Genomic DNA, 22,127 nt, shown 5'->3' with positions numbered 1-22,127 from the left:
GACAACGACAGAGGATGCAATGATGAGTGTTCAACAGGAAGGTGCGGAGCTAAAGCGGGGGCTTAAAAACCGCCACATTCAGCTTATTGCCTTAGGTGGTGCTATTGGTACCGGGCTATTTCTGGGTATCGCGCAAACCATTCAAATGGCGGGGCCTTCAGTTTTACTGGGGTATGCAATTGGCGGTTTTATCGCATTTTTGATTATGCGCCAGTTAGGAGAAATGGTCGTCGAGGAGCCTGTAGCGGGTTCTTTCAGTCATTTTGCGTATAAATATTGGGGCAACTTTGCCGGTTTTGCTTCGGGCTGGAATTACTGGGTGCTGTATGTACTCGTCGCCATGGCCGAACTGACGGCTGTCGGTATCTATGTCCAATACTGGTGGCCAGAGATCCCAACATGGGTTTCTGCCGCCGTTTTCTTCCTCGCCATTAATGCCATCAATCTAGCAAACGTGAAAGTCTATGGTGAGATGGAGTTCTGGTTTGCCATCATTAAAGTTGTTGCGATTATCGCGATGATTCTGTTTGGCGGCTGGTTATTGCTAAGCGGCCAAGGTGGCCCAGAAGCGACCGTCACTAACTTATGGGCACAGGGCGGCTTCTTCCCTAATGGCATCATGGGCTTAGTGATGGCCATGGCAGTGATCATGTTCTCCTTCGGTGGCCTTGAGTTAGTCGGCATCACCGCAGCAGAAGCAGAAGACCCGGCCAAGAGCATCCCGAAAGCCACCAATCAGGTTATTTATCGTATCTTATTGTTCTATATCGGTTCTCTGGCTATTTTACTGTCACTCTATCCGTGGGGCAAAGTGGTCGAAGGCGGCAGCCCGTTTGTGCTTATTTTCCATGCATTAAACAGTAATGTGGTCGCCACTGTACTGAATGTCGTGGTACTGACGGCGGCACTGTCGGTCTACAATAGCTGTGTTTACTGCAACAGCCGCATGCTATTTGGCCTGGCAAAACAAGGTAATGGTCCGAAATTCCTGTTGAAAGTCGATGGTCGCGGCGTGCCAGTGATTGCCATTGCGGTTTCCGCATTCGCCACTGCTTTCTGTGTGCTGATTAACTATTTGATTCCGGGCCGAGCTTTTGAATTATTGATGGCGCTGGTGGTTTCCGCACTGGTCATCAACTGGGCAATGATTAGCCTCGCACACCTTAAGTTCCGTGCCGCTAAAAACCGTCAGGGTGTCATTCCTCAGTTCAAAGCATTCTGGTATCCGTTTAGCAACTACCTGTGCTTAATTTTCCTGACCGGTATTCTGGTCATCATGTATCTGACACCGGGCATCCAGATTTCTGTGTTATTGATTCCAGCATGGATACTGTTGCTCGCGGTGAGCTATATATTGAAGAACCGTGGTCAGCGGGTAAAACGCTAATAGCAAAAAATGGCTTGTTATTTAGGGCCTGATAATACCACCTCAAACAAGCCAGCCTTCAGTGCTGGCTTGTATTTTTAATAAGCTAATAGAAGTTGATCACGCAGATTAAAAAAGAGATTGTAACTCGCAAGGGGACACAACAAAAAACAATTAATTAATAGAAATAAAAAACATGAATTTCAAGCTAATCCTAACCAGTAACTTTATTAGTAAGAAAAATTCCATTAAGAAATCATATTAAAAAGGCTGGTAAATAATTACCAGCCCTACTCATTAAACCAACGCGCCATAAATCGTCAGTAATGCGACCACAACAATAACCGCCAGAGTTACTTTGCGAGCTAAAGACACCGCAGACCGGGGGGTTTGTACTGGATCTAAGTGCGGTTCCCGCGCCAGTGAATATTGTGCAAGTTGGGTTAACACTTGGTACTGCGAGGAGCGGAAATCTCCCAATGAAGCAAACCAAGCCGGTAATGCTCTTTCACCATGACCAAGTAATGCATAAGCTACACCGACTAACCGCACTGGTATCCAGTCCAGCCAATGCAATATGCGGTCAATACCTGACTGAGAACGCTGTAATGGTGTGTGATGTCGCGCTAACCAAGTTTGATAGCCTCGTAGCATCGCATAACCTGCTAACGCTACTGGGCCAAAATTAACACAGACGACAAACCAGAATATTGGCGCTAAATAATAGCGGAAGTTTATCCATAACAGTGCATTTTGCAGAGATTCCAACCTGGTTTTTTCACCGCTATCCATCGGTAAACCATGGATAAGTGCTAATTCTTCAGCCATTTTATCCGTGGCATGAGCATCTCCTTGACGAGCAGCTTTCAAATAAGCTCGGTAATGTTTACGTATCCCTCCCGCACCAATGCATAACAGGCAAATAAGTATCCAGAGGAATAACTGCGGAAGGCCAAATAAGATATTTTGTACTAGCTGTAAGACCAGCCATACCAACGCCATCCATATCACAGCCAACAGTAGAGTTTGCACTAACGAAAAGTGGCGTAAACGCGTAAATACCACTTCAAGACGGTGGTCCAGTTGCCAATGTTCGCCCAGTTTAAATAAGCGTTCCCATGCTAGCACCAGTAATAACGTGAACAGTGTCATTAGCTCTTATTCTCCCTTTGCATTTAACCGCCCCGAAGCAGGGGATACGCCTCACGGCATCTATAGGCAACAATATCAAGATAAGGCAGTAAAAAAATGTGTACCAGGTAATCGGCCCTCCCCAGAGAGACACCAGTATCACTCTGATGGCGATAGGGTCACTAAACACTGCTGATACGTGGCCCAATCAAACGCAGGACCAGGATCTGTTTTACGCCCTGGCGCAATATCACTATGCCCAGTCACCCGATCAGCTGTAATCGGATAATGAGCAAAAAGCAGCGCACTTATCTTATTTAGGCTGTGATATTGTGCGGGCGTAAACGGTAACACATCCGTCCCTTCTAGCTCGATCCCAATCGAAAAATCGTTACACCGCTCACGCCCAGCAAAGATTGAGACCCCGGCATGCCAAGCACGTTTATCAAATGGAACATATTGAATAATTTCACCCTCTCGGCGAATTAAACAATGGGCCGACACTCGCAGGTGAACAATATCGGCAAAATAAGGGTGTTCATCAGCATTGAGAGTGCCCGTAAACAGCTGATCGATATACGGGCCCCCAAACTCACCAGGGGGTAAACTAATATTATGAATCACCAACAGAGAAGGAGCCTCACCTCCAGGCCGCTGATCAAAATGTGGGGAAACAACCCGTTTAACCCCTGAAATCCAGCCATTATCCAACTGCATTGTTTGTCTAGTGCCCCCTAATAATAACACTTCAACCGGCTCTTTTATGGCACTTCTGCCAGCAACAGAGTAGCATGTTTGGACAACTATCTATCCGCCATTTCGGAGTTTTCTATGCCGACCCGCAGCTATAATGCCGACAGCCGCCGCGCCGAGCTATTGGAACGAATTCAATGTGATATCCCATTTACTGTCGCTCAGGCGTTGAGTGAAGACCTCGGTGGTGAGGTCAATGCAGATCGCGACCTCACAGCACAATTACTGCCCGAAGATAAGCAGGCAAATGCCACCATCATTACTCGAGAGGCTGGTGTTTTTTGTGGCCAGCGCTGGTTGAATGAAGTGTTTATTCAACTTGGAGCCCAAGTATCTGTCACATGGGAAGTTAACGATGGAGACAAGCTGGTGGCGGATCAGGTTCTTTGCCATTTGACTGGCCCCGCCCGAATTCTGCTGACAGGTGAACGTACCGCACTTAACTTCCTGCAAACTTTATCGGGTGTAGCTACGCAAGTGAACCGCTATGTGGCTGCACTCTCTGGGTTACATACACAATTACTCGATACTCGGAAAACCGTACCGGGGCTGCGCACTGCCTTGAAATATGCTGTCCTCTGTGGGGGAGGGAATAATCATCGGCTTGGTTTATCCGACGCATTCCTTATTAAGGAAAATCACATTATTGCAGCGGGTTCTATTAAAGAAGCGGTTGCCAAAGCCTTTTGGATACATTCCGATGTCCCTGTCGAGGTTGAAGTTGAATCCCTTGATGAGCTACAACAAGCACTGGAAGCCGGTGCTGACATCATCATGTTAGACAATTTCACCATTCCAATGATGCGTGATGCTGTAAACACACGCAATGAACTTGCCAAAACCCAGAGCAGTGCACAATTGGAAGTTTCAGGTAACATCACCTTGGAAACCCTGCGCAGCTATGCTGAAACGGGGATTGACTTCATTTCAGTGGGCGCACTCACCAAACATATTACTGCCCTGGATCTTTCCATGCGCTTTAAATAATCCTACCAAACTATTCTCGGCGGGTGTCTCTCAATAGCAGACTCTCATTCTGTTTTGCGAACACCGCCGAAATTATCGATGATTCAACTGCAAGAACAAAAATATCCGACAGTACACTTCGCAAATCGCTCTTATCCCCCTATGACCACGAATTTAAAAAGTGCACTCTGCCCACGTTTTCTCAAACACATGGAGAGTGTCAAATGGCTAATCAACGAGGTTTTACATTAATTGAATTGATGGTTGCGATCGCCATCATTGCGGTTCTCAGTGGTATTGGTATTCCGTCTTATCAGCGTTATATCCAAAAAGCCGCTCTTACCGATATGTTACAAGCCATTGTGCCATACAGAATGGCAGTAGAGCTTTGTGCTCTGGAACATGCCAGTCTTGATAGCTGTGATGGTGGGAACCAGGGTATTCCCGCAGGCGAATCGTCCCGATATATCAGCGCGACAACCATCAATAAAGGAGTAATTACATTTACAGGCCAGCAAACACTTGCCAGTCTGACGTTGGCTATGTCGCCAACAATAAATGACAGTGGAAATGTAGTCTGGACAAGGACGTGTACCGCAGCAAATAGCAGCCTTACAGATAACTGTAAGACCGTGTTCCGTTTTAATGATAAGGCCTAATCCAATGACCGACTTCATGAAATGTCCACACGAGGCAATAAACAATGAATTACACACGCTCTGCCGCCGTCATCGGTCAATAGCTTTAAAAATCGATGATAAAAACCTGACCATAGCGTCATCTGGCCCTGTAAATGAAGTGTTGTTAACGGCGCTGCGTTTTGCATGTGGCCGTAAGATCAAAGTGGAATATTGGCCGAAAGCCAAGATTGAACAGTCATTAAATTTGGCCCCATCTGTAATAGATAACTTAAACAAAGGAGTAAAATCCAAAGAAAGCCATCACGGTATAGAAGATAGGTCAGGGATAACATCATCCAATACGCCACAAGAGGGTTCGGATGACACATTGCTTGATAATGAAAGCGACATACCTGTTATTCAATTCATAACGCAAACACTAAGGTTGGCTATTCAGAAGCGTGCATCAGATATCCATTTTGAACCTTATCAGTATCACTATCGTATTCGCTTAAGAATTGATGGTGTATTACATGAATCTCCACCACCAACAGTCGAGTTATCAAGTCGTATTAGTAGCTGTCTAAAAGTCATGTCCAAGCTGAACATCGCTGAAAAGCGGTTAGCACAAGATGGTCAGTTGACACTACTGCTAGACGGCATCCGTTACTCGATGAGAATAGCGACTATTCCCGCGCAATATGGCGAAAAAGTCGTGCTGCGGATCCTTAATATGCAGCAGCAACCTACACTGGAAACACTGGGGCTAACAGCAATAGCTCACAAACAGTTAACTCGCGCACTTTCAGCTCCACAGGGTTTGATTCTGGTCACAGGACCAACGGGTAGCGGTAAGACAGTTACCCTTTATTGCAGCCTGGACCAACTCAATCAGCCACAGATAAATATCTGTAGTGTTGAAGATCCTATTGAGATCCAGGTGGATGGCATAAATCAAACGCAGACCAACAGTAAGATAGGGCTAGATTTTTCAAGTGTGTTACGCGCAATGCTGCGTCAGGATCCAGATGTGATTATGCTCGGTGAGATTCGTGACAATGAAACGGCAAAGATAGCGGTTAAAGCAGCGCTCACAGGGCATCTGGTTCTCTCAACGCTGCATACTAATTCTACGGCCGAAACACTTATTCGTCTGACCCAAATGGGAGTAGAGCGCCACTTAATTGCCTCCAGTCTGACATTAGTCATCGCGCAACGATTGGTACGCCGATTATGTCTACATTGCCGCGAGGCATCACCCGCCCCTTTCCAAGCTTCACCAAGTATATGGGCGAGTCCACTACAACATTATCTTGCCGTGGGCTGCGAACACTGTTGTGCCGGTTATTATGGCCGAACGGGTATTTATGAAATGTTAAATGTCACCCCACCAATTCAACAAGCTTTGCTCAATAATGTCAGCCCAGCAGAACTCACCCTAATCGCACAGGAGCAAAAACAAGTCACATTACTTTCCGCGGGTTTGACATTAGTCGAAAACGGAGTGACCACACTTAGCGAAATTAATCGTGTTGTAGGATTCCTAACAGAAGCTGAGGCAACACCGTGAGCTATCAGCGCTTATTTTACTGGAAAGCAGTTAACACCTCCGGACAAGTACAAACAGGCGCATTATTGGCAACGGAAAGAAATATTGTTTATGAACATATGTTCCGCCATGGGCTACAGCCCTTGCGCGTTAAAAGTGGGAAACGGTTGTCAATCCGCTATTGGCGCGGCGACCGTCTGATCACTGTTACTCGCCAATTAGCAACATTGTTACAAGCTGGCTTGCCTTTAGTGAATAGCTTGCAGTTGTTAGCGAAAGAAATGGATGCCTTACCTTGGCAGTGTTTATTACAGGAGATAAGCCAGCAGGTTTCACAGGGGCAATCACTATCAGAGGCAATGGCACGCTACCCACACACATTTCCCCAATTATACCCCCCCGTCATTGCGATGGGGGAATTAACAGGGAATCTGGAACAGTGCTGTATTCAGTTGGTTCAGCATCAAGAACAGCAACAAAAATTGCAAAAGAAAGTGATTAAGGCACTTAAATATCCAGCATTTGTCTGCGTTATTGCGCTGGTTGTCAGTATTATCATGCTAGTTTTGGTGCTACCCGAGTTTGCACAAATCTACCAATCATTTGATACCCCCTTACCGGCGCTGACAGCCATGCTGTTATTTATATCTGAATTTGTTACTGCTTACGGGCCATACATCGCAGCATCATTAACATCACTTTTTATTAGTTATTTGTACATTCGTCGTCATCGAACCCAATGCCAACAATGGGAACAAAAGTTTTTACTACATCTACCATTAATATCAGTATTGATACGCGGCAGTTGTCTTAGCCAAATTTTTCAAACATTGGCTATCACCCAACATGCTGGATTACCGCTGACGGCTGGATTAGATGCTGCGCTTCGTTCCATTAATAATGATACCTATCAACAAGCATTAAGGAGTATTCAAAAGCAAATCAGCCAAGGAGTTCCCCTGTATATGACGCTATCTCAATACCATTTATTTCCGCCCTTATGCCAACAAATGGTTCGGGTAGGCGAGGAATCTGGTGCACTGGATGTGTTATTGGAGAAGCTGGCCAGTTGGCACCGGCAACAAACACAGGCGTTGGCTGATAATCTCACTCAAATGTTAGAACCAATATTGATGTTAATTATTGGCAGTATCGTGGGAATTCTGGTAATTGCGATGTATTTACCAATATTCCAACTAGGAGATGTTATCGGATAAATGATGTTATTGAGGAACGTTATCAGGGTCATTCTGACTAGTCCTGCTATAGGTTGACACTTTTTAGCCTTATAACGCCCGGTGAACTTCATCGGGCGTTTTGTATTGTAGCGACAGATGTGGCCGACGTGTGTTGTAAATCTCCACCGACTCCCTCACCATCTTTCTTGCCTGCACGATATCTTCTGGTTTAACAACCAGATATTCCATTTTCAATATCCCATTGACCCGTTCTGCCAGCGCATTCTGGTAGCAATCATACCCGTCCGTCATCGAGCAGATGATGCCATGACGTTGGTGTAACGCCTGATATTCCTTCGAGCAATACTGGATACCCCGGTCTGAGTGATGTACCAGCGGGTGTGTGCTGCGCTTGCCTGTCAGCGCCATTTTGAGCGCTTTGGCCACATGGCAGGTATGCAGGCTGTCATGCACATGATATCCCACGATTTTTCTCGACCAGGCATCCGTGACCAGACTCACGTATGCCGTTCCCGTTTGTAGTGGAAGGTAGGTGATATCCGCTACCCACACCTGTTCTGGGCGGCGGGCAATAATCTGTTTCTCTCCTGACTTCAGTAAGTTAGGGTGACGGTAAAAGCGGTGATGGCTATTTGTCGTCTTGTGATATGCCCGCCTGGGCTGTACCAGTAATCGCGAGCAACGCAGTATCTCAAAGAGGCGGTCCCGACCAACGTGCAGCGCAGGTTCTGGCCGTTGCCACAACAAATAATGCAGTTTACGCGTGCCCAGTCGCGGCTGGTGCAGCCGGATGGCCGTGACTTGCTCTACGACGCGCTGTGCCTGCTTTTCTCTTTCGCGCTCTCGCTGCAAGGATTGATACCACGCCTGCCGGCTAATCCCCATAAACTGGCAGACTCGCGTTATTGTGAGTCCCGGCGTTTGTGTTTGCGTGATAAGGCGGCCAACTGCTTTTTTGTCAGGGTGGCTCCGAAGTCGTTATTCATCACTTTCACGACGGCTTCAAAAAACTGAGCTTTGACTTCAGATTCAGCGAGTTGCTGTTCGAGTTCTTTAATCCGCTGTTCGGGAGTAAGCGGTATTTTTGGCATGTTGGCTCCGCACTTTCTTGCAGGAGAGGGGGAAAGCCAGTCGAGTTGACCGTATTTGCGTAACCAGTTGATCACGGTGGCATTTCCCTGGATACCATAACGTTCAGTGGCCTGACGACAAGTCATTTCACCTTTTTCGACCTGTTCGACAACGGCCAATTTAAAGGATAGAGAGTAATCGCGTTGGGTACGTTTAACATATTGGTTCATCACATTTTCCTCAGTATCCGAGTTAAATGTGTCAACGCTATTTAGGACGGGTCATTCATTAAAAATGGGGCGCTAATTTACGCCCCTTTTCATATCGATAAATAGATATCGAGAAGACTAGCTTTGCTTGAGAACACGATATTCTCAGTATCGGATATTAGTTACTACCAAATACCCGGTTTTCTTGTTCTGCAACACGAATAAAAGTGGTGCGCTTGGTCAGTTCTTTTAAGTGCGACGCTCCAACATAAGTACAAGCGGAACGCAAACCACCCATAATATCGCGTACGGTGTTATCAACAGAGCCACGTAATGGCAATTTAACTGTTTTACCTTCTGCAGCGCGATACTCAGCAACCCCACCGACATGGCGTTTCATGGCAGATTCTGAGCTCATACCGTAGAACAGCATAAACTTCTCGCCATTCTCTTCTACAACCCGGCCTTCACACTCATCATGTCCAGCTAACATACCACCCAGCATGACAAAATCAGCTCCGCCGCCAAAGGCTTTCGCAACATCACCCGGTACTGAACAACCACCATCACTCACAATCTGCCCACCCAAGCCATGTGCTGCATCAGCGCACTCGATAACCGCCGATAACTGTGGATAACCAACACCTGTTTTCACTCGAGTAGTACATACCGAGCCAGGCCCAATCCCAACTTTAACAATATCAGCGCCCAACAAAATAAGCTCTTCGACCATCTCACCCGTCACCACATTCCCCGCACAAATAACTTTATCCGGACATGCTTCACGCGCTTTTTGCAAGAAAGAAACAAAATGCTCTGAATAGCCGTTAGCGACATCAATACAGATAAATTTCAATGCAGGTGATAACGCCAAAATTTGTTTCATTTTGTCAAAATCAGCAGAGGAAGTCCCAGTAGAGACCATGACATGGCGCAAGACTGATTCAGGAACCCGTTTCACAAACTCGCCCCACTGCTCAACAGTGTAGTGTTTATGAACAGCGGTCAGAACATCGAATGACGCCAGAACTTCGGCCATGCGGAAGGTGCCAACAGTATCCATATTAGCGGCGATGATAGGTACACCAGACCAATTCCAACCTGAATGTTTGAAGGTAAACTGGCGCTCCAGTTCAACTTCAGAGCGGCTTTTCAGTGTTGAACGTTTAGGGCGGATTAACACATCTTTAAAGCCTAATTTCAAACCTTCTTCAATACGCATGGCTTATTATTTCCTGGTTAGTGGCGATAGATCGCAAAATTGATCGGGCGTAAATCACGCCATCCCAGTGAAGCTATCATACGCATGAATAATTCTTCGGCAAGACTGCGAATCCACCTTTATTTGCGCTACAATCCCACAAATTACCTGAAAAGTGCTAACCCCCCTTTTATTACTGACCCACTTCACTTATTTCTCTATCTAGCTCAAACAGAATGCACACCTTGCTATGCCTTCTCACCTGCTTTCAGATACAATTCTGCCACTCACTAACTGCATGCAAGGCTAGGCTAGGCAATGAGCTATATTGTGGCCCTCACGGGTGGAATCGGCAGTGGCAAAAGTACTGTCGCGGATGCATTCGCCAACCTCGGAGTCCCCCTTGTTGATGCTGATATTATTGCCCGCCAAGTGGTCGAACCTGGTATGCCGGCGCTAGCCAATATTGCCTCCCGCTACGGTGAAACTATTTTGCATACAGATGGCACATTGAACCGTGCAGCATTACGCGCAAAAATTTTCAGTGAGCCGCAGGAAAAAGCATGGTTAAATTCATTGTTACATCCACTGATTCAACAGGAAACTCAACGTCAACTCGCGAGTATTAATGCGCTATATGTACTTTGGGTTGTCCCCTTATTGGTTGAAAATGGTTTACATCACCGGGCCAATCGTGTGTTAGTGGTAGATGTTGCACCTGAAATACAACTCGCCAGAACCATGGCGAGAGATGGTATTACCCGCCAGCAGGCAGAACATATTTTAGCTTCACAGGTTTCGCGACAACAGCGGCTAGCCAGTGCTGATGACATTATTGACAATAGCGGCGATCCCATAGTTATCGCCCCGCAAGTTGCTTCATTACACCAACAGTATTTAAAATTGGCAATTGCGGCCCAACAGGATCTACATCGATGAGTGACCTCACCTCAACAATACTTTTTGAACATCCGCTCAATGAAAAAATGCGTACCTGGCTGAGAATGGAGTTTTTATTACAACAATTAGAAAGCCAACGTACGTTAGATAATATTGCCAGTGCATTAACGTTTTTCCGTACCGCTTCTGATTTAATTGATGTCCTTGAGCGCGGTGAAGTGCGCACTGATTTACTTAAAGAATTAGAGCGCCAACAACAAAAATTGCAGCAATGGGCGGATATACCCGGCGTTGATATGTCACGGGTTGACTCCTTACGCAGCCAATTAAAAAGCCGAGCCTCAGTATTAATGTCTGCGCCCCGAATCGGGCAGTCATTGAAAGAAGACCGCTTAATCAGTGTTGTTCGCCAGCGCCTGAGTATCCCTGGCGGCTGCTGTAGTTTCGATTTACCCACTCTACACACCTGGCTGCACCTGCCCCCAGAACAACGCAACCAACACATTGCCAAATTGCTGGAGAGCTTGACCCCGCTCAATCAGTCGTTGACCATTATTCTGGATCTGATTCGTCAATCTGGCCCGCTACGGCCACAAATCAGCTTAAATGGTTTCTTTCAAGACAACGCAGAAGGGGCTGATTTACTGAGGTTACGTTTGCCACTAGACCCGCAGTTGTATCCACAGATTTCCGGTCATAAGACCCGATATGCTATTCGCTTCTTACCACTCGACAGTGAAAATGGTACTGTGCCAGCCCGTTTGTCATTTGAATTAGCCTGCTGCTGAGTTTGTGGGTTTTAGATGTTTTTAGGAGAGAACATGGACTTAGAAGAAATCGAGGTTAACTGCCCCACTTGCGGGAAAGTTGTTATCTGGGGAGAACAAAGCCCCTATCGCCCATTCTGCTGCAAGCGTTGCCAACTTATTGATTTAGGTGAGTGGGCCGACGAAGAAAAACGCATTTCCAGTAATGGCGAGCTATCGGACAGTGATGAGTGGAGTGAGGAAGACCCTCTCCAACATTGATAATCTCAGTCTGACGCAATGGAGCAAACGCCATTTTGCTCCATTTTAGCAGGCCAAGAGGACTAGGCTGTGAGTAACTCAATAATGGCCGTATTTGCTGGCGGGAACTCTTCAGCCAGCAACTCAGATTGCTTCACCCAGCGCATTGGCTGTCCCTCGCGGCCAAAGGGTTCGCCATCCCATGCTTCAACCATATAGAAACTTAATGTCACAATACGATCAGTAAAAGTGTGCTCCAGCACTTTGAGTAAAACTGCCCCTCTCACTACAATTCCAGTCTCTTCCAACAGCTCACGTTTTAATGCGATTTCTGGTGTTTCGCCCTGCTCAACCTTACCGCCAGGGAACTCCCAAAATCCGGCCATATGAGAATCGGCAGCGCGTCGGGTAATAAAAATCTCCTGCTGGGAGTTGCGGATAATCCCTACCGCAATTTGTAAGTGTTTCAATTCTTTCTCTCCTGATCAGGGCATAAATGCAGGTTTGAGTACCTTTTTTTATCTGTCCTAAAATAGAGGGACAAAAAAGGTGACTAGTCCTGCTATAGGTTGACACTTTTCAGCCTTATAACGCCCGGTGAACTTCATCGGGCGTTTTGTATTGTAGCGACAGATGTGGCCGACGTGTGTTGTAAATCTCCACCGACTCCCTGACCATTTTTCTTGCCTGCGCGATATCTTCTGGTTTAACAACCAGATATTCCATTTTTAATATCCCATTGACCCGTTCTGCCAGCGCATTTTGATAGCAGTCATACCCGTCCGTCATCGAGCAGATGATGTCATGGCGTTGGTGTAACGCCTGATATTCCTTCGAGCAATACTGGATACCCCGGTCTGAGTGATGTACCAGCGGGTGTGTGCTGCACCTGCCTGTCAGCGCCATTTTGAGCGCTCTGGCCACATGGCAGGTATGCAGGCTTTCATGCACATGATATGCCACGATTTTTCTCGACCAAGCATCCGTGACCAGACTGACGTATGCCGTCCCGGTGCGCAGAGGAAGGTAGGTGATATCCGCCACCCACACCTGTTCTGGCCGGAGGGCAATGACCTGATTTTCTCCTGACTTCAGTAAGTTAGGGTGACGGTAAAAGCGATGATGGCTATTCGTCGTTTTGTGATACGCCCGTTTTGGCATAACCAGTAACCGCGAGCAACGCAGTATCTCAAAGAGGCGGTCCCGACCCACATGCAATGCCGGTTCTGGCCGTTTCCGCAACAAATAATGCAGTTTACGCGTGCCCTGTCGCGGCTGGTGTAGCCGGATGGCCGTCACCTGCTCAACGACGCGCTGTGCCTGCTTTTCTTTCCCGCTTTCGCGCTGCAAGGATTGATGCCACGCCTGCCGGCTAATCCCCATGAGCTGGCAAACACGCGTTATTGTGAGTCCCGGCGTTTGTGTTTGCGTGATAAGACGGCCAACTGCTTTTTTGTCAGCGTGGCTCCGAAATCGTTATTCATCACTTTCACGACGGCTTCAAAAAACTGAGCTTTGACTTCAGATTCAGCGAGTTGCTGTTCGAGTTCTTTAATCCGCTGTTCGGGAGTAAGCGGTATTTTTGGCATGTTGGCTCCGCACTTTCTTGCAGGAGAGGGGGAAAGCCAGTCGAGTTGACCGTATTTGCGTAACCAGTTGATCACGGTGGCATTTCCCTGGATACCATAACGTTCAGTGGCCTGACGACAAGTCATTTCACCTTTTTCGACCTGTTCGACAACGGCCACTTTAAAGGATAGAGAATAATCACGTTGGGTGCGTTTAACATATTGGTTCATCACATTTTCCTCAGTACACGAGTTAAATGTGTCAACGCTATTTAGGACGGGTCAAGGTCAAAATAAAGGGCGGTTTTTAAGCCGCCCTCATTATCAGTATTAACCGCTGCCTAAAATATTACTGTAGGCGACCGTGGCACTGCTTATATTTCTTACCAGAACCACATGGACACGGATCGTTACGGCCGACTTTGCGCTCAAGGCTAGCGGCAACATTGACTTCATCTTGTGACATCAGTGCGCTGTTATCAGATTCGTGGCTGAGTTGTTGCTGTTTAGCCAAACGTTCTGCTTCTTCGCGACGCTGTACTTCCAATGCTTCAACTTCTTCAGGCATCCGTACTTGTACTTTGCTCAGTACACTGATCACTTCATATTTCAGCGATTCCAGCATGGATGCGAACATTGTGAAGGATTCACGTTTATATTCCTGTTTAGGATCTTTTTGCGCATAGCCACGTAAATGGATACCCTGACGCAAATAATCCATTGCCGCCAAATGCTCTTTCCACAACGAATCAAGTGTTTGTAACATCACACCTTTTTCGAAGTTACGCATCATATCAAAGCCAACCACTTCTTCTTTACGATGATAATCGGCAATGGCCAGTTGAAGAATCCGTTCGCGTAAAGTTTCTTCGTGCAGTTGCGGCTCATCTTCTAACCATTGAGCAATTGGCATGTCCAAGTCGAAATCATTTTTCAGACGCTGTTCCAAACCTTCGACATCCCACATTTCTTCCAGAGATTGGGTTGGAATGTAGCTATCGATAACCGTTTTGAAGACATCTTCACGGATGCTATTGATGGTTTCGCTAACATCAGCCACATCCAACAACTCATTACGCTGGCTGTAGATAGCCCGGCGCTGGTCGCTGGCGACATCATCATATTCAAGTAATTGCTTACGAATATCGAAGTTACGGCTTTCAACTTTACGTTGCGCGTTGGCGATAGCTTTAGTCACCCATGGGTGCTCAATCGCTTCACCCGGCTTCATACCTAACTTGCGCATCATGCCAGACACACGGTCAGAGGCAAAAATGCGCATCAAGGCATCTTCCATTGACAGGTAGAAGCGTGAAGAACCGGCATCACCTTGACGACCTGCACGACCACGCAGCTGGTTATCGATACGGCGTGACTCATGGCGCTCAGTACCAATAATATGCAAACCACCGGAGGCCAGCACTGCGTCATGGCGAATCTGCCATGCTGCTTTAATTGCCGCAATTTGGTCTTCAGTTGGGTCTTCCAACAAGGCAATTTCACTCTGCCAGCTGCCGCCCAACACAATATCGGTACCACGGCCGGCCATGTTGGTCGCAATGGTTACCGCACTTGGTTGACCCGCTTGAGAAACGATTTCAGCTTCCATGGCGTGGAACTTGGCGTTCAGAACCTTGTGTTCAATACCTGCTTTCGTTAATTCAGCAGAGACCACTTCTGATTTCTCAATCGAGATAGTCCCCACCAATACTGGCTGGCCGTTCGCAGTACGCTCACGGATATCTTCGATAATCGCGCCAATTTTTTCCTGTTCGGTCATGTAGACCAAATCAGCCAGATCCTTACGGATCATTGGGCGGTTGGTTGGAACAACAATGGTATCGAGCTTGTAAATGGAGCTGAATTCGAATGCTTCAGTATCCGCTGTACCGGTCATACCGGCCAGTTTCTCATAGAGACGGAAGTAGTTCTGGAAAGTAATTGAAGCCAGCGTCTGGTTTTCGTTCTGAATTTCTACGCCTTCTTTCGCTTCAACCGCCTGATGCAAACCATCTGACCAACGGCGACCTTGCATGGTACGCCCGGTATGTTCATCAACGATGATAACTTCACCGTCTTTCACGATGTAGTCAACATCACGGGTGAACAATACGTGAGCACGCAGAGCTGCCGTGACGTGGTGCATCAACATGATATTAGCGGGAGAATACAGAGACTCCCCCTCTTCCATGATGCCCGCTTCTACTAGCATTTCCTCAATTTTGATCAAACCGCGTTCGGTCAAATGCACCTGACGTGATTTTTCATCCACGGAGAAGTGACCTTCGCCCTGGAAAGTATCCGAGTCTTCTTTTTCCTGACGAATCAGTTTTGGAATCAGCTTATTAACCCGAATATACATCTCGGAGCTATCTTCGGCCGGGCCGGAGATAATCAGCGGGGTACGGGCTTCATCGATCAAGATGGAGTCAACTTCATCCACCAGTGCGTAATGCAGTTTGCGCTGAACGCGCTCTTCTGGGCTAAACGCCATATTATCGCGCAGATAGTCAAAACCGAATTCGTTGTTAGTACCATAGGTGATGTCAGCAGCATAAGCAGCGCGCTTAGCTGGCGCAGCCATATTCGGCAGATTGATACCCACACTCAAGCCCAGGAATTCGAACAAAGGACGGTTATTTTCGGCGTCACGTTGAGCCAAATAGTCGTTGACGGTAACCACGTGAACACCACGGCCGCTCAGCGCATTCAGGTAAGCTGGCAGAGTTGCAGTCAGCGTTTTACCTTCACCCGTACGCATTTCTGCGATGCAGCGCTCGTTCAATACCATACCGCCAAGCAGCTGCACATCGAAGTGACGCATGCCAAATACGCGTTTACTGGCCTCGCGTACTACCGCAAAAGCCTCAGGAATCAACGTTTCCAGCACTGCACCATTTGCCAGACGCTCACGGAATTCGTCAGTTTTGGCGCGTAACTCTTCATTTGTCAGCTTTTCGACTTCAGGCTCCATGCGGCTGATAAGCTCGACCACCTTACGCATACGGCGCAGTGTACGATCGTTACGGCTGCCAAAAACTTTGGTTAATAATTTGATTAGCATGATTCTTAATATCTCTTACAAGACCACCAAACCGGCGGCCAAAGGTTGTATAAAATTGGGGTAAACCAAGAGAATAATTAGCTTAGATTGGCAGGCCCGGCACGGATACCTTGCACTTGTGCAAGCCAGAGCCCCGGTTTGTGTAACGAAAGAACAGGTCGTTTAACCTGCTCGGTATAGCGAATAATTGCGGGTGGTTTGAATTCGTGGGTCAGTAACGCATTTAGTGTATTCAGCAGTGCAAGCTGCTGAATTTGCAATGGTTCTTCCTGATCAGTCTCAACCACCTCTTGCACCCGTGCATATGCCGCTTGAGGTGCCAGTGCAAATGAAAGGTGACGAATAACCGTGCGCAGTGCATGCTGTTGCCAGTAGTCTACGCTGAATGAAGGGCGACGATGCATATCATGTAGCAATGCCAAACTAGTAAAGTTTGTCGCACCGTAATTCTGACGGCTTTGGCTTGATGATGTGTTCGGTATTGCTGCTTGATCAGGAATGCCAGACAGGTTTGATGGCACGCCAAGACTCGCCGCTACCATCCCCAAAAGGAGATGCGGCCAGAAATAACGTCTGCCAAATTGTCGCCAACGATTTAGAATACCGATCACGAGTTTAAAATCCGCCGGAGCCTTGTCAATGCGTGAAAGCCGCCCACAATTATTAGATGTTCTGTTCGATGATGCCATTGCAGCAGAAAACGGACCGCTGCATAACGTACAACAACGCGCTACTGCACTGTTAAAACTTAACCGTGCGGTAAAAGGATTGCTCCCCTCACAATTGCAGCCGTGGTGCCGTGTCGCTAACTATCGACAGAGTGTTTTAGTGCTAGAGACCGCGAATGCCAGTTGGTTAATGCGCTTGCGTTATGAACAACCGGCGTTACTCTCTGCGCTACGAGCGCAAATTCTACCATCATTGTCTTCAATCGACATCAGGATTAATCCGTCGTTAATGGCCCGCGGCCATAACATAACGCAAGATGCCGCAAAATCTTCACAAGATCCTGAGAAATCGCCGCCATTACGTCATCTAAGTTTGGAAAGCGCTAAGGAATTAAGAGGATTAGCGAGCCGTAGCCCTGAAAAACTGAGGACAATATTGGAACGATTGGCTGCGTTGGCCGGAGAGAGTGCCAACGCAACCAAAAGTGATAAATAAATTTAGTAAGCTAATACTGTAGACGGAGCTTTGAAAGCCAATGGCATTTCGGCTTCGTCTTGGAACGTCACAAATTCCCATGCTTCTTGCTTAGCTAAAACAGCCTGCAATAGCTTGTTATTTAATGCATGACCAGATTTGTACGCAGTAAATGCGCCAATAATATTATGGCCGCACATAAACAGGTCGCCGATAGCGTCCAGCATTTTGTGACGAACAAATTCATCTTCGAAGCGCAGGCCATCTTCGTTTAGCACGCGGTAATCATCCACCACGATGGCACAATCGAAACTGCCGCCCAGGCACAAACCACGGGACTGCAGATATTCGATATCACGCATGAAACCAAAAGTACGCGCACGGCTGATCTGACGGACGAATGAATCGGCCGAGAAATCTAAACGGTAACGCTGCGTACTTGAATCAATCGCCGGGTGATTAAAATCAATGGTAAAATCTAAACGGAATCCATTAAATGGAGACAATTCAGCCCACTTATCACCGTCTTCAACCCGCACAGTCTCTTTCAGTCGCAGGAATTTCTTCGCAGAGTTTAACTCTTCGATACCCGCATCCAGCAGCAAGTACACAAATGGACTGGCACTACCGTCCATAATAGGGACTTCGGGAGCGTTAACTTCAATAATAATGTTATCAATCCCTAACCCTGCCAGAGCAGCGTTGAGATGCTCAACAGTAGAAATACGCACGTCATGCTCATTGACCAGGCAAGTACAGAGCATGGTATCACGCACGGATTTTGCATCTGCCGGAAAATCAACCGGTGGATTCAAGTCAGTGCGACGATAGATGACCCCGGTATTAGCCGGCGCGGGTCGCATTGTCAGCGTGACTTTCTTACCGGTGTGCAAACCGACGCCAGTCGCCTGAACAATACGTTTTAAAGTCCTTTGTTTGATCATCGTTTTATCTCGCAATGTTGTCCATCCTACCGACCCAGTTTATAACAAGATCGGCGGGACAGTTTAGCACAAAGAGCGGAGATTCCAATTTTTTCAGAAATTAGTCGGCTTGCTTACGCAAAAACGCCGGAATATCTAAATAATCGGGCTCTTTATTGGTTTGAGCAGTTGGGTCATTGACCACTTTAGCCGCAGGCTTAACTTCCTGAGGTAAAGGTGACATGCCATGCTGCTGGTAACGATGGTCCATAACAGGCTGAGTCTGCTTGTTGGTAACCAACGTGATTTCAGGGCGTTTATCCATGCCGATACCGGTTGCAACCACAGTCACACGCAGTTCGTCGTTCATTTCTGGATCTAACGATGTCCCGATAACAACGGTCGCATTGTCAGACGCAAATGCACGGATTGTATTCCCCACAGTTTCGAATTCATCCAAACGCAAATCGAAACCAGCCGTGATGTTGACCAACACACCACGAGCACCAGATAGGTCGATATCTTCCAGCAACGGGCTGGAAATCGCCATTTCTGCTGCTTCTTCAGCACGATCTTCACCACAAGCCACACCGGAGCCCATCATGGCATAACCCATCTCGGACATCACAGTACGCACGTCAGCAAAGTCGACGTTCATCAGACCTGGGCGGGTAATCAGCTCGGCGATACCCTGAACAGCGCCTTTCAATACGTCATTAGCTGCACCGAATGCATCCAATAAAGAGATGCCACGACCCAGAACTTTTAACAACTTATCGTTCGGAATAGTGATCAGTGAGTCCACATGCTTGGACAGTTCAGCAATACCCTGCTCAGCAAATGCCATGCGCTTCTTGCCTTCGAAATTGAAAGGCTTAGTAACCACAGCAACTGTCAGAATACCCAGTTCTTTTGCCACTTCAGCAACAACAGGAGCAGCGCCAGTACCTGTACCACCGCCCATACCTGCGGCGATAAAGACCATGTCCGCGCCATCAAGAGCGGCACGCAGTGCTTCACGGTCTTCTTCTGCTGAATTACGACCCACTTCTGGGTTCGCGCCAGCACCCAAACCTTTGGTAATCCCGCTACCAATCTGGATGGTTTGGCCAACAGCCGTCTTACGTAGCGCCTGAGCGTCTGTATTAACGGCGAAGAATTCAACACCTTCGATGCGTTCGCGCACCATGTGTTCGACGGCATTACCACCGCCACCACCGACGCCGATGACTTTAATCACCGCGTCATTGGTTAGTTCCATAGGTTCAAACATAGTTTCTCTCCGTTTTGTGCCTGTCGCTTCGAGATCAAAAAATATGTTCAGCATGATCTCTTTGTTGAAACATTAAAACTCTTTTCTCAGCCAGCTATTGATACGTTTAAACCAATTGCCCACTGAGGCACGTTTTTCTACTTCTGACTCACCACTGAGATGAGATTCTTTACCATAGTGCAACAACCCAACAGCAGTGGAGTAATAAGGTTCCTGTGCATAGTCCGTCAGCCCGGTGATATTGAGCGGTTGGCCGATACGAACCTGGGCATGAAATACCCGTTGAGCGCACTCAGCCAGACCATCAATTTGTGCAGCTCCGCCTGTCAGCACAATACCGGCTGCCAGATGATGCTTCACGCCTTGCTGACGTAATTGCTCCTGCAATTGTAAAATCTCGTCATTAACTAAATTCAGCAACTCGGTGTAGCGTGGTTCTATAACCTCAGCGAGCGTCTGTCTTTGCAGACTACGCGGAGGGCGTCCGCCAACACTTGGCACTTCTACACTTTCATCCTTGCTGACAATCGACCCGAGCGCACAGCCGTGTCGAACTTTAATCGCTTCCGCGTCTGTTGGCGGCGTTCCGAAGGCATACGCGATGTCACTGGTGACCACATTCCCGGCGTAAGGGATTACTTTGGTGTGGCGCAGCGCCCCACCGGTATAAACCGCCATATCCATGGTGCCACCGCCGATGTCGACCACACAGACACCCAACTCGCGTTCATCTTCGGTCAATACTGCATAACTTGCGGCTAAACCGGCGAAAATCAATTGGTCCACTTTCAGACCACAGCGCTCCACCGCTTTAACAATATTCTTCGCCATATCGTTATGGCAGGTAATCAGATGTACTTTGGCCTGCATCCGCACACCAGAAAGACCAACAGGATTTTTGATGCCTTCTTGATAATCGATAGCATATTCCTGCGGAATAACGTGCAGGATACGATGCTCATCACGCACACGTACCGACTTCGCGGTATGCACTACGTTTTCTACATCTTCCTGAGTTACTTCCTCTTCTGAAATAGGAACCATCCCTATTTCATTCTGACAACTGATATGTTTACCCGATAATGCCAGATAGACAGATGAAATTTGGCAATCCGCCATTAACTCGGCCTGATCGATAGCGCGCTGTACGCATTTCACCACCGATTCAAGATCGTTAACCCCACCCTTATCCATGCCACGGGATGGGCAACTGCCTACCCCAATAATATTGACCATGCCATCGGGCAGAACTTCCCCTACCAATGCGGAGACCTTTGCCGTTCCGATCTCAAGACCTACTACCAGTTTTCTGTCCGTCGACTTGATCATTGTTGTTTTGCCTGTGCCTGATTCTGTTGCGGATTACTGTTCTGCTGGCCATTTATTGGTGGCTCACCACCCTGACTGCCGATAAATACCGGAGCCCAACCTATTGCAGCTCCTGTTTCATATCGCAAATCAACATAACTGACCCGTTTATCTGGCTGCTGTTGCAACATCGGATACAACTCAATGAAACGTTGCAAACGCCCCATTCGGTTATCTCGTCCCAGCTCCAGCCGAACATCATTATCTAAGGCCAATTGCCAAGAATGTCTGGCGCTCATCGCCACCATTTTCAGCTGATACTTATTGGCCGCTAACACTTTGCTCATTGCCCGGTAGCCTTCCAGAACATCCTGTTCACTGCCTTCCGGGCCATACAGTAGTGGCAATTTCTGTTTGCCGACTCGCTCGGACGGCACACTGAATGACCGCCCCTGCTCATCAACCATATGCAAATCATTCCAGCGGGCAAAAGGCACATACTCCACCAGATGGATTTTCAGCTCATCCGGCCATTGTTTACGCACACTGGCCTGCTGAATCCAAGGGAGCCTTTCAATCTGCTGCTGGATGATATTCACATCCTGCGTCATGAAAGTCCCCGGAGCACCCAACGCCAAAATAGCCTGGCGAATATCATCATTGGTGGTGTAATGGCGCTCACCGGTCACCACCAATTTTGACAGTGGCAATCGGCTGGCGTCTTTCATCCACCCCACCACCACCCAGCCCCCCCAGAGGATGGTTCCCAGCACCATCAGCAGGAAAATCAGCCCTGCTAATTGGCCTCCGTTACTGCGCCGGGCTGCGCTGTTTTCAGCCGCGCGTTCACGCGCATTTAGGGCAGCTTGCGACATA

General features: G+C 47.7%; 21 protein-coding genes. 9 read left to right on the top strand and 12 right to left on the bottom strand.

Annotation, left to right across the window (positions count from 1 at the left end; all coding sequences use genetic code 11):
- Positions 1-22: 22 nt before the first annotated feature.
- Complete coding sequence (locus tag F0T03_RS04015) at positions 23-1,387, top strand: amino acid permease (protein WP_145554392.1); 1,365 nt, start codon at positions 23-25, stop codon at positions 1,385-1,387.
- Positions 1,388-1,663: 276 nt separating this feature from the next.
- Here the strand turns inward: F0T03_RS04015 and ampE are convergent, their stop codons facing one another.
- Both ampE and ampD read right to left on the bottom strand, forming a co-directional pair.
- Positions 1,664-2,518, bottom strand: coding sequence for a beta-lactamase regulator AmpE (gene ampE, locus F0T03_RS04010; RefSeq protein WP_159677278.1), 855 nt, complete (start codon positions 2,516-2,518; stop codon positions 1,664-1,666).
- 138 nt (positions 2,519-2,656) lie between these two features.
- Positions 2,657-3,214, bottom strand: coding sequence for a 1,6-anhydro-N-acetylmuramyl-L-alanine amidase AmpD (gene ampD, locus F0T03_RS04005; protein WP_159677277.1), 558 nt, complete (start codon positions 3,212-3,214; stop codon positions 2,657-2,659).
- A 114-nt stretch (positions 3,215-3,328) separates the two neighbouring features.
- On the opposite strand from ampD, the gene nadC reads away from it, so the two are divergent.
- The 4 genes from nadC (at position 3,329) to hofC (ending at position 7,602) form a co-directional block, all read left to right on the top strand.
- Positions 3,329-4,237, top strand: a complete 909-nt coding sequence (nadC, locus tag F0T03_RS04000) for a carboxylating nicotinate-nucleotide diphosphorylase (protein ID WP_159677276.1) — start codon at positions 3,329-3,331, stop codon at positions 4,235-4,237.
- 203 nt (positions 4,238-4,440) lie between these two features.
- Positions 4,441-4,875, top strand: a complete 435-nt coding sequence (ppdD, locus tag F0T03_RS03995; RefSeq protein WP_159677275.1) for a prepilin peptidase-dependent pilin — start codon at positions 4,441-4,443, stop codon at positions 4,873-4,875.
- Positions 4,862-6,406 (top strand): type II secretion system protein GspE, encoded by a 1,545-nt coding sequence (gene gspE, locus F0T03_RS03990; protein WP_425511045.1) that lies wholly within the window; start codon positions 4,862-4,864, stop codon positions 6,404-6,406. Before ppdD ends, gspE begins: the two co-directional genes overlap by 14 nt.
- Entirely contained in the window at positions 6,403-7,602 is a 1,200-nt protein-coding gene (hofC, locus tag F0T03_RS03985) for a protein transport protein HofC (protein WP_145554363.1), read from the top strand. Before gspE ends, hofC begins: the two co-directional genes overlap by 4 nt.
- Before the next feature lie 69 nt (positions 7,603-7,671).
- Here the strand turns inward: hofC and F0T03_RS03980 are convergent.
- Together F0T03_RS03980 and F0T03_RS03975 are read right to left on the bottom strand one after the other, a co-directional pair.
- Positions 7,672-8,885, bottom strand: a protein-coding gene (locus tag F0T03_RS03980; protein WP_425511039.1) for an IS3 family transposase whose coding sequence is annotated in 2 segments (ribosomal slippage) — positions 7,672-8,543 and positions 8,543-8,885 — 1,215 coding nt in all. Because the reading frame shifts where the segments join, the coding sequence is not laid out codon by codon here.
- A 157-nt stretch (positions 8,886-9,042) separates the two neighbouring features.
- Complete coding sequence (locus F0T03_RS03975; RefSeq protein ID WP_159677273.1) at positions 9,043-10,086, bottom strand: GMP reductase; 1,044 nt, start codon at positions 10,084-10,086, stop codon at positions 9,043-9,045.
- A 297-nt stretch (positions 10,087-10,383) separates the two neighbouring features.
- Between F0T03_RS03975 and coaE the strand changes: the two genes are divergently transcribed.
- From coaE to yacG, 3 genes are read left to right on the top strand one after another with little or no spacing between them, the layout of a single operon-like run.
- Positions 10,384-11,004: a dephospho-CoA kinase gene (gene coaE / locus F0T03_RS03970; protein ID WP_159677272.1), complete on the top strand. Its 621-nt coding sequence runs from the start codon at positions 10,384-10,386 to the stop codon at positions 11,002-11,004.
- Entirely contained in the window at positions 11,001-11,753 is a 753-nt protein-coding gene (zapD, locus tag F0T03_RS03965; protein ID WP_145554365.1) for a cell division protein ZapD, read from the top strand. The genes coaE and zapD overlap by 4 nt, the downstream gene beginning before the upstream one ends.
- A 33-nt stretch (positions 11,754-11,786) precedes the next feature.
- Complete coding sequence (yacG, locus tag F0T03_RS03960) at positions 11,787-11,993, top strand: DNA gyrase inhibitor YacG (RefSeq protein WP_145554366.1); 207 nt, start codon at positions 11,787-11,789, stop codon at positions 11,991-11,993.
- Between the two features lie 62 nt (positions 11,994-12,055).
- Here yacG and mutT read toward each other — a convergent pair whose 3' ends face one another.
- The 4 genes from mutT to secM form a co-directional block, all read right to left on the bottom strand.
- Positions 12,056-12,442, bottom strand: coding sequence for an 8-oxo-dGTP diphosphatase MutT (gene mutT, locus F0T03_RS03955; protein WP_159677271.1), 387 nt, complete (start codon positions 12,440-12,442; stop codon positions 12,056-12,058).
- Between the two features lie 115 nt (positions 12,443-12,557).
- Positions 12,558-13,771 (bottom strand): IS3 family transposase gene (locus F0T03_RS03950; RefSeq protein ID WP_425511044.1). Its coding sequence is split into 2 segments (ribosomal slippage): positions 12,558-13,429 and positions 13,429-13,771, totalling 1,215 coding nucleotides; the frame shifts between segments, so codons are not numbered across the junction.
- Positions 13,772-13,889: 118 nt separating this feature from the next.
- The gene (gene secA, locus F0T03_RS03945; protein WP_159677270.1) at positions 13,890-16,604 is read right to left on the bottom strand and encodes a preprotein translocase subunit SecA; all 2,715 of its coding nucleotides are present in this window, start codon (positions 16,602-16,604) and stop codon (positions 13,890-13,892) included.
- A gap of 77 nt (positions 16,605-16,681) precedes the next feature.
- Positions 16,682-17,215: a secA translation cis-regulator SecM gene (gene secM / locus F0T03_RS03940; RefSeq protein ID WP_145554369.1), complete on the bottom strand. Its 534-nt coding sequence runs from the start codon at positions 17,213-17,215 to the stop codon at positions 16,682-16,684.
- A 28-nt stretch (positions 17,216-17,243) separates the two neighbouring features.
- Between secM and F0T03_RS03935 the strand changes: the two genes are divergently transcribed.
- Positions 17,244-17,768 (top strand): DUF721 domain-containing protein, encoded by a 525-nt coding sequence (locus F0T03_RS03935; protein ID WP_162526868.1) that lies wholly within the window; start codon positions 17,244-17,246, stop codon positions 17,766-17,768.
- A gap of 2 nt (positions 17,769-17,770) precedes the next feature.
- On the opposite strand, the gene lpxC is transcribed toward F0T03_RS03935, so the two are convergent.
- The 4 genes from lpxC to ftsQ form a co-directional block, all read right to left on the bottom strand.
- Entirely contained in the window at positions 17,771-18,691 is a 921-nt protein-coding gene (gene lpxC, locus F0T03_RS03930) for a UDP-3-O-acyl-N-acetylglucosamine deacetylase (protein ID WP_004389005.1), read from the bottom strand.
- A 100-nt stretch (positions 18,692-18,791) separates the two neighbouring features.
- Positions 18,792-19,943: a cell division protein FtsZ gene (gene ftsZ / locus F0T03_RS03925; protein WP_145554371.1), complete on the bottom strand. Its 1,152-nt coding sequence runs from the start codon at positions 19,941-19,943 to the stop codon at positions 18,792-18,794.
- Positions 19,944-20,015: 72 nt separating this feature from the next.
- Positions 20,016-21,272 (bottom strand): cell division protein FtsA, encoded by a 1,257-nt coding sequence (gene ftsA, locus F0T03_RS03920; RefSeq protein ID WP_002210431.1) that lies wholly within the window; start codon positions 21,270-21,272, stop codon positions 20,016-20,018.
- Positions 21,269-22,126 (bottom strand): cell division protein FtsQ, encoded by an 858-nt coding sequence (ftsQ, locus tag F0T03_RS03915; RefSeq protein WP_145554372.1) that lies wholly within the window; start codon positions 22,124-22,126, stop codon positions 21,269-21,271. The genes ftsA and ftsQ overlap by 4 nt, the downstream gene beginning before the upstream one ends.
- Between the last annotated feature and the right edge of the window lies 1 nt (position 22,127).

Source organism: Yersinia canariae, assembly GCF_009831415.1.
GTDB lineage: Bacteria > Pseudomonadota > Gammaproteobacteria > Enterobacterales > Enterobacteriaceae > Yersinia > Yersinia canariae.
This window is presented reverse-complemented; position numbering and strand designations above follow the sequence as displayed.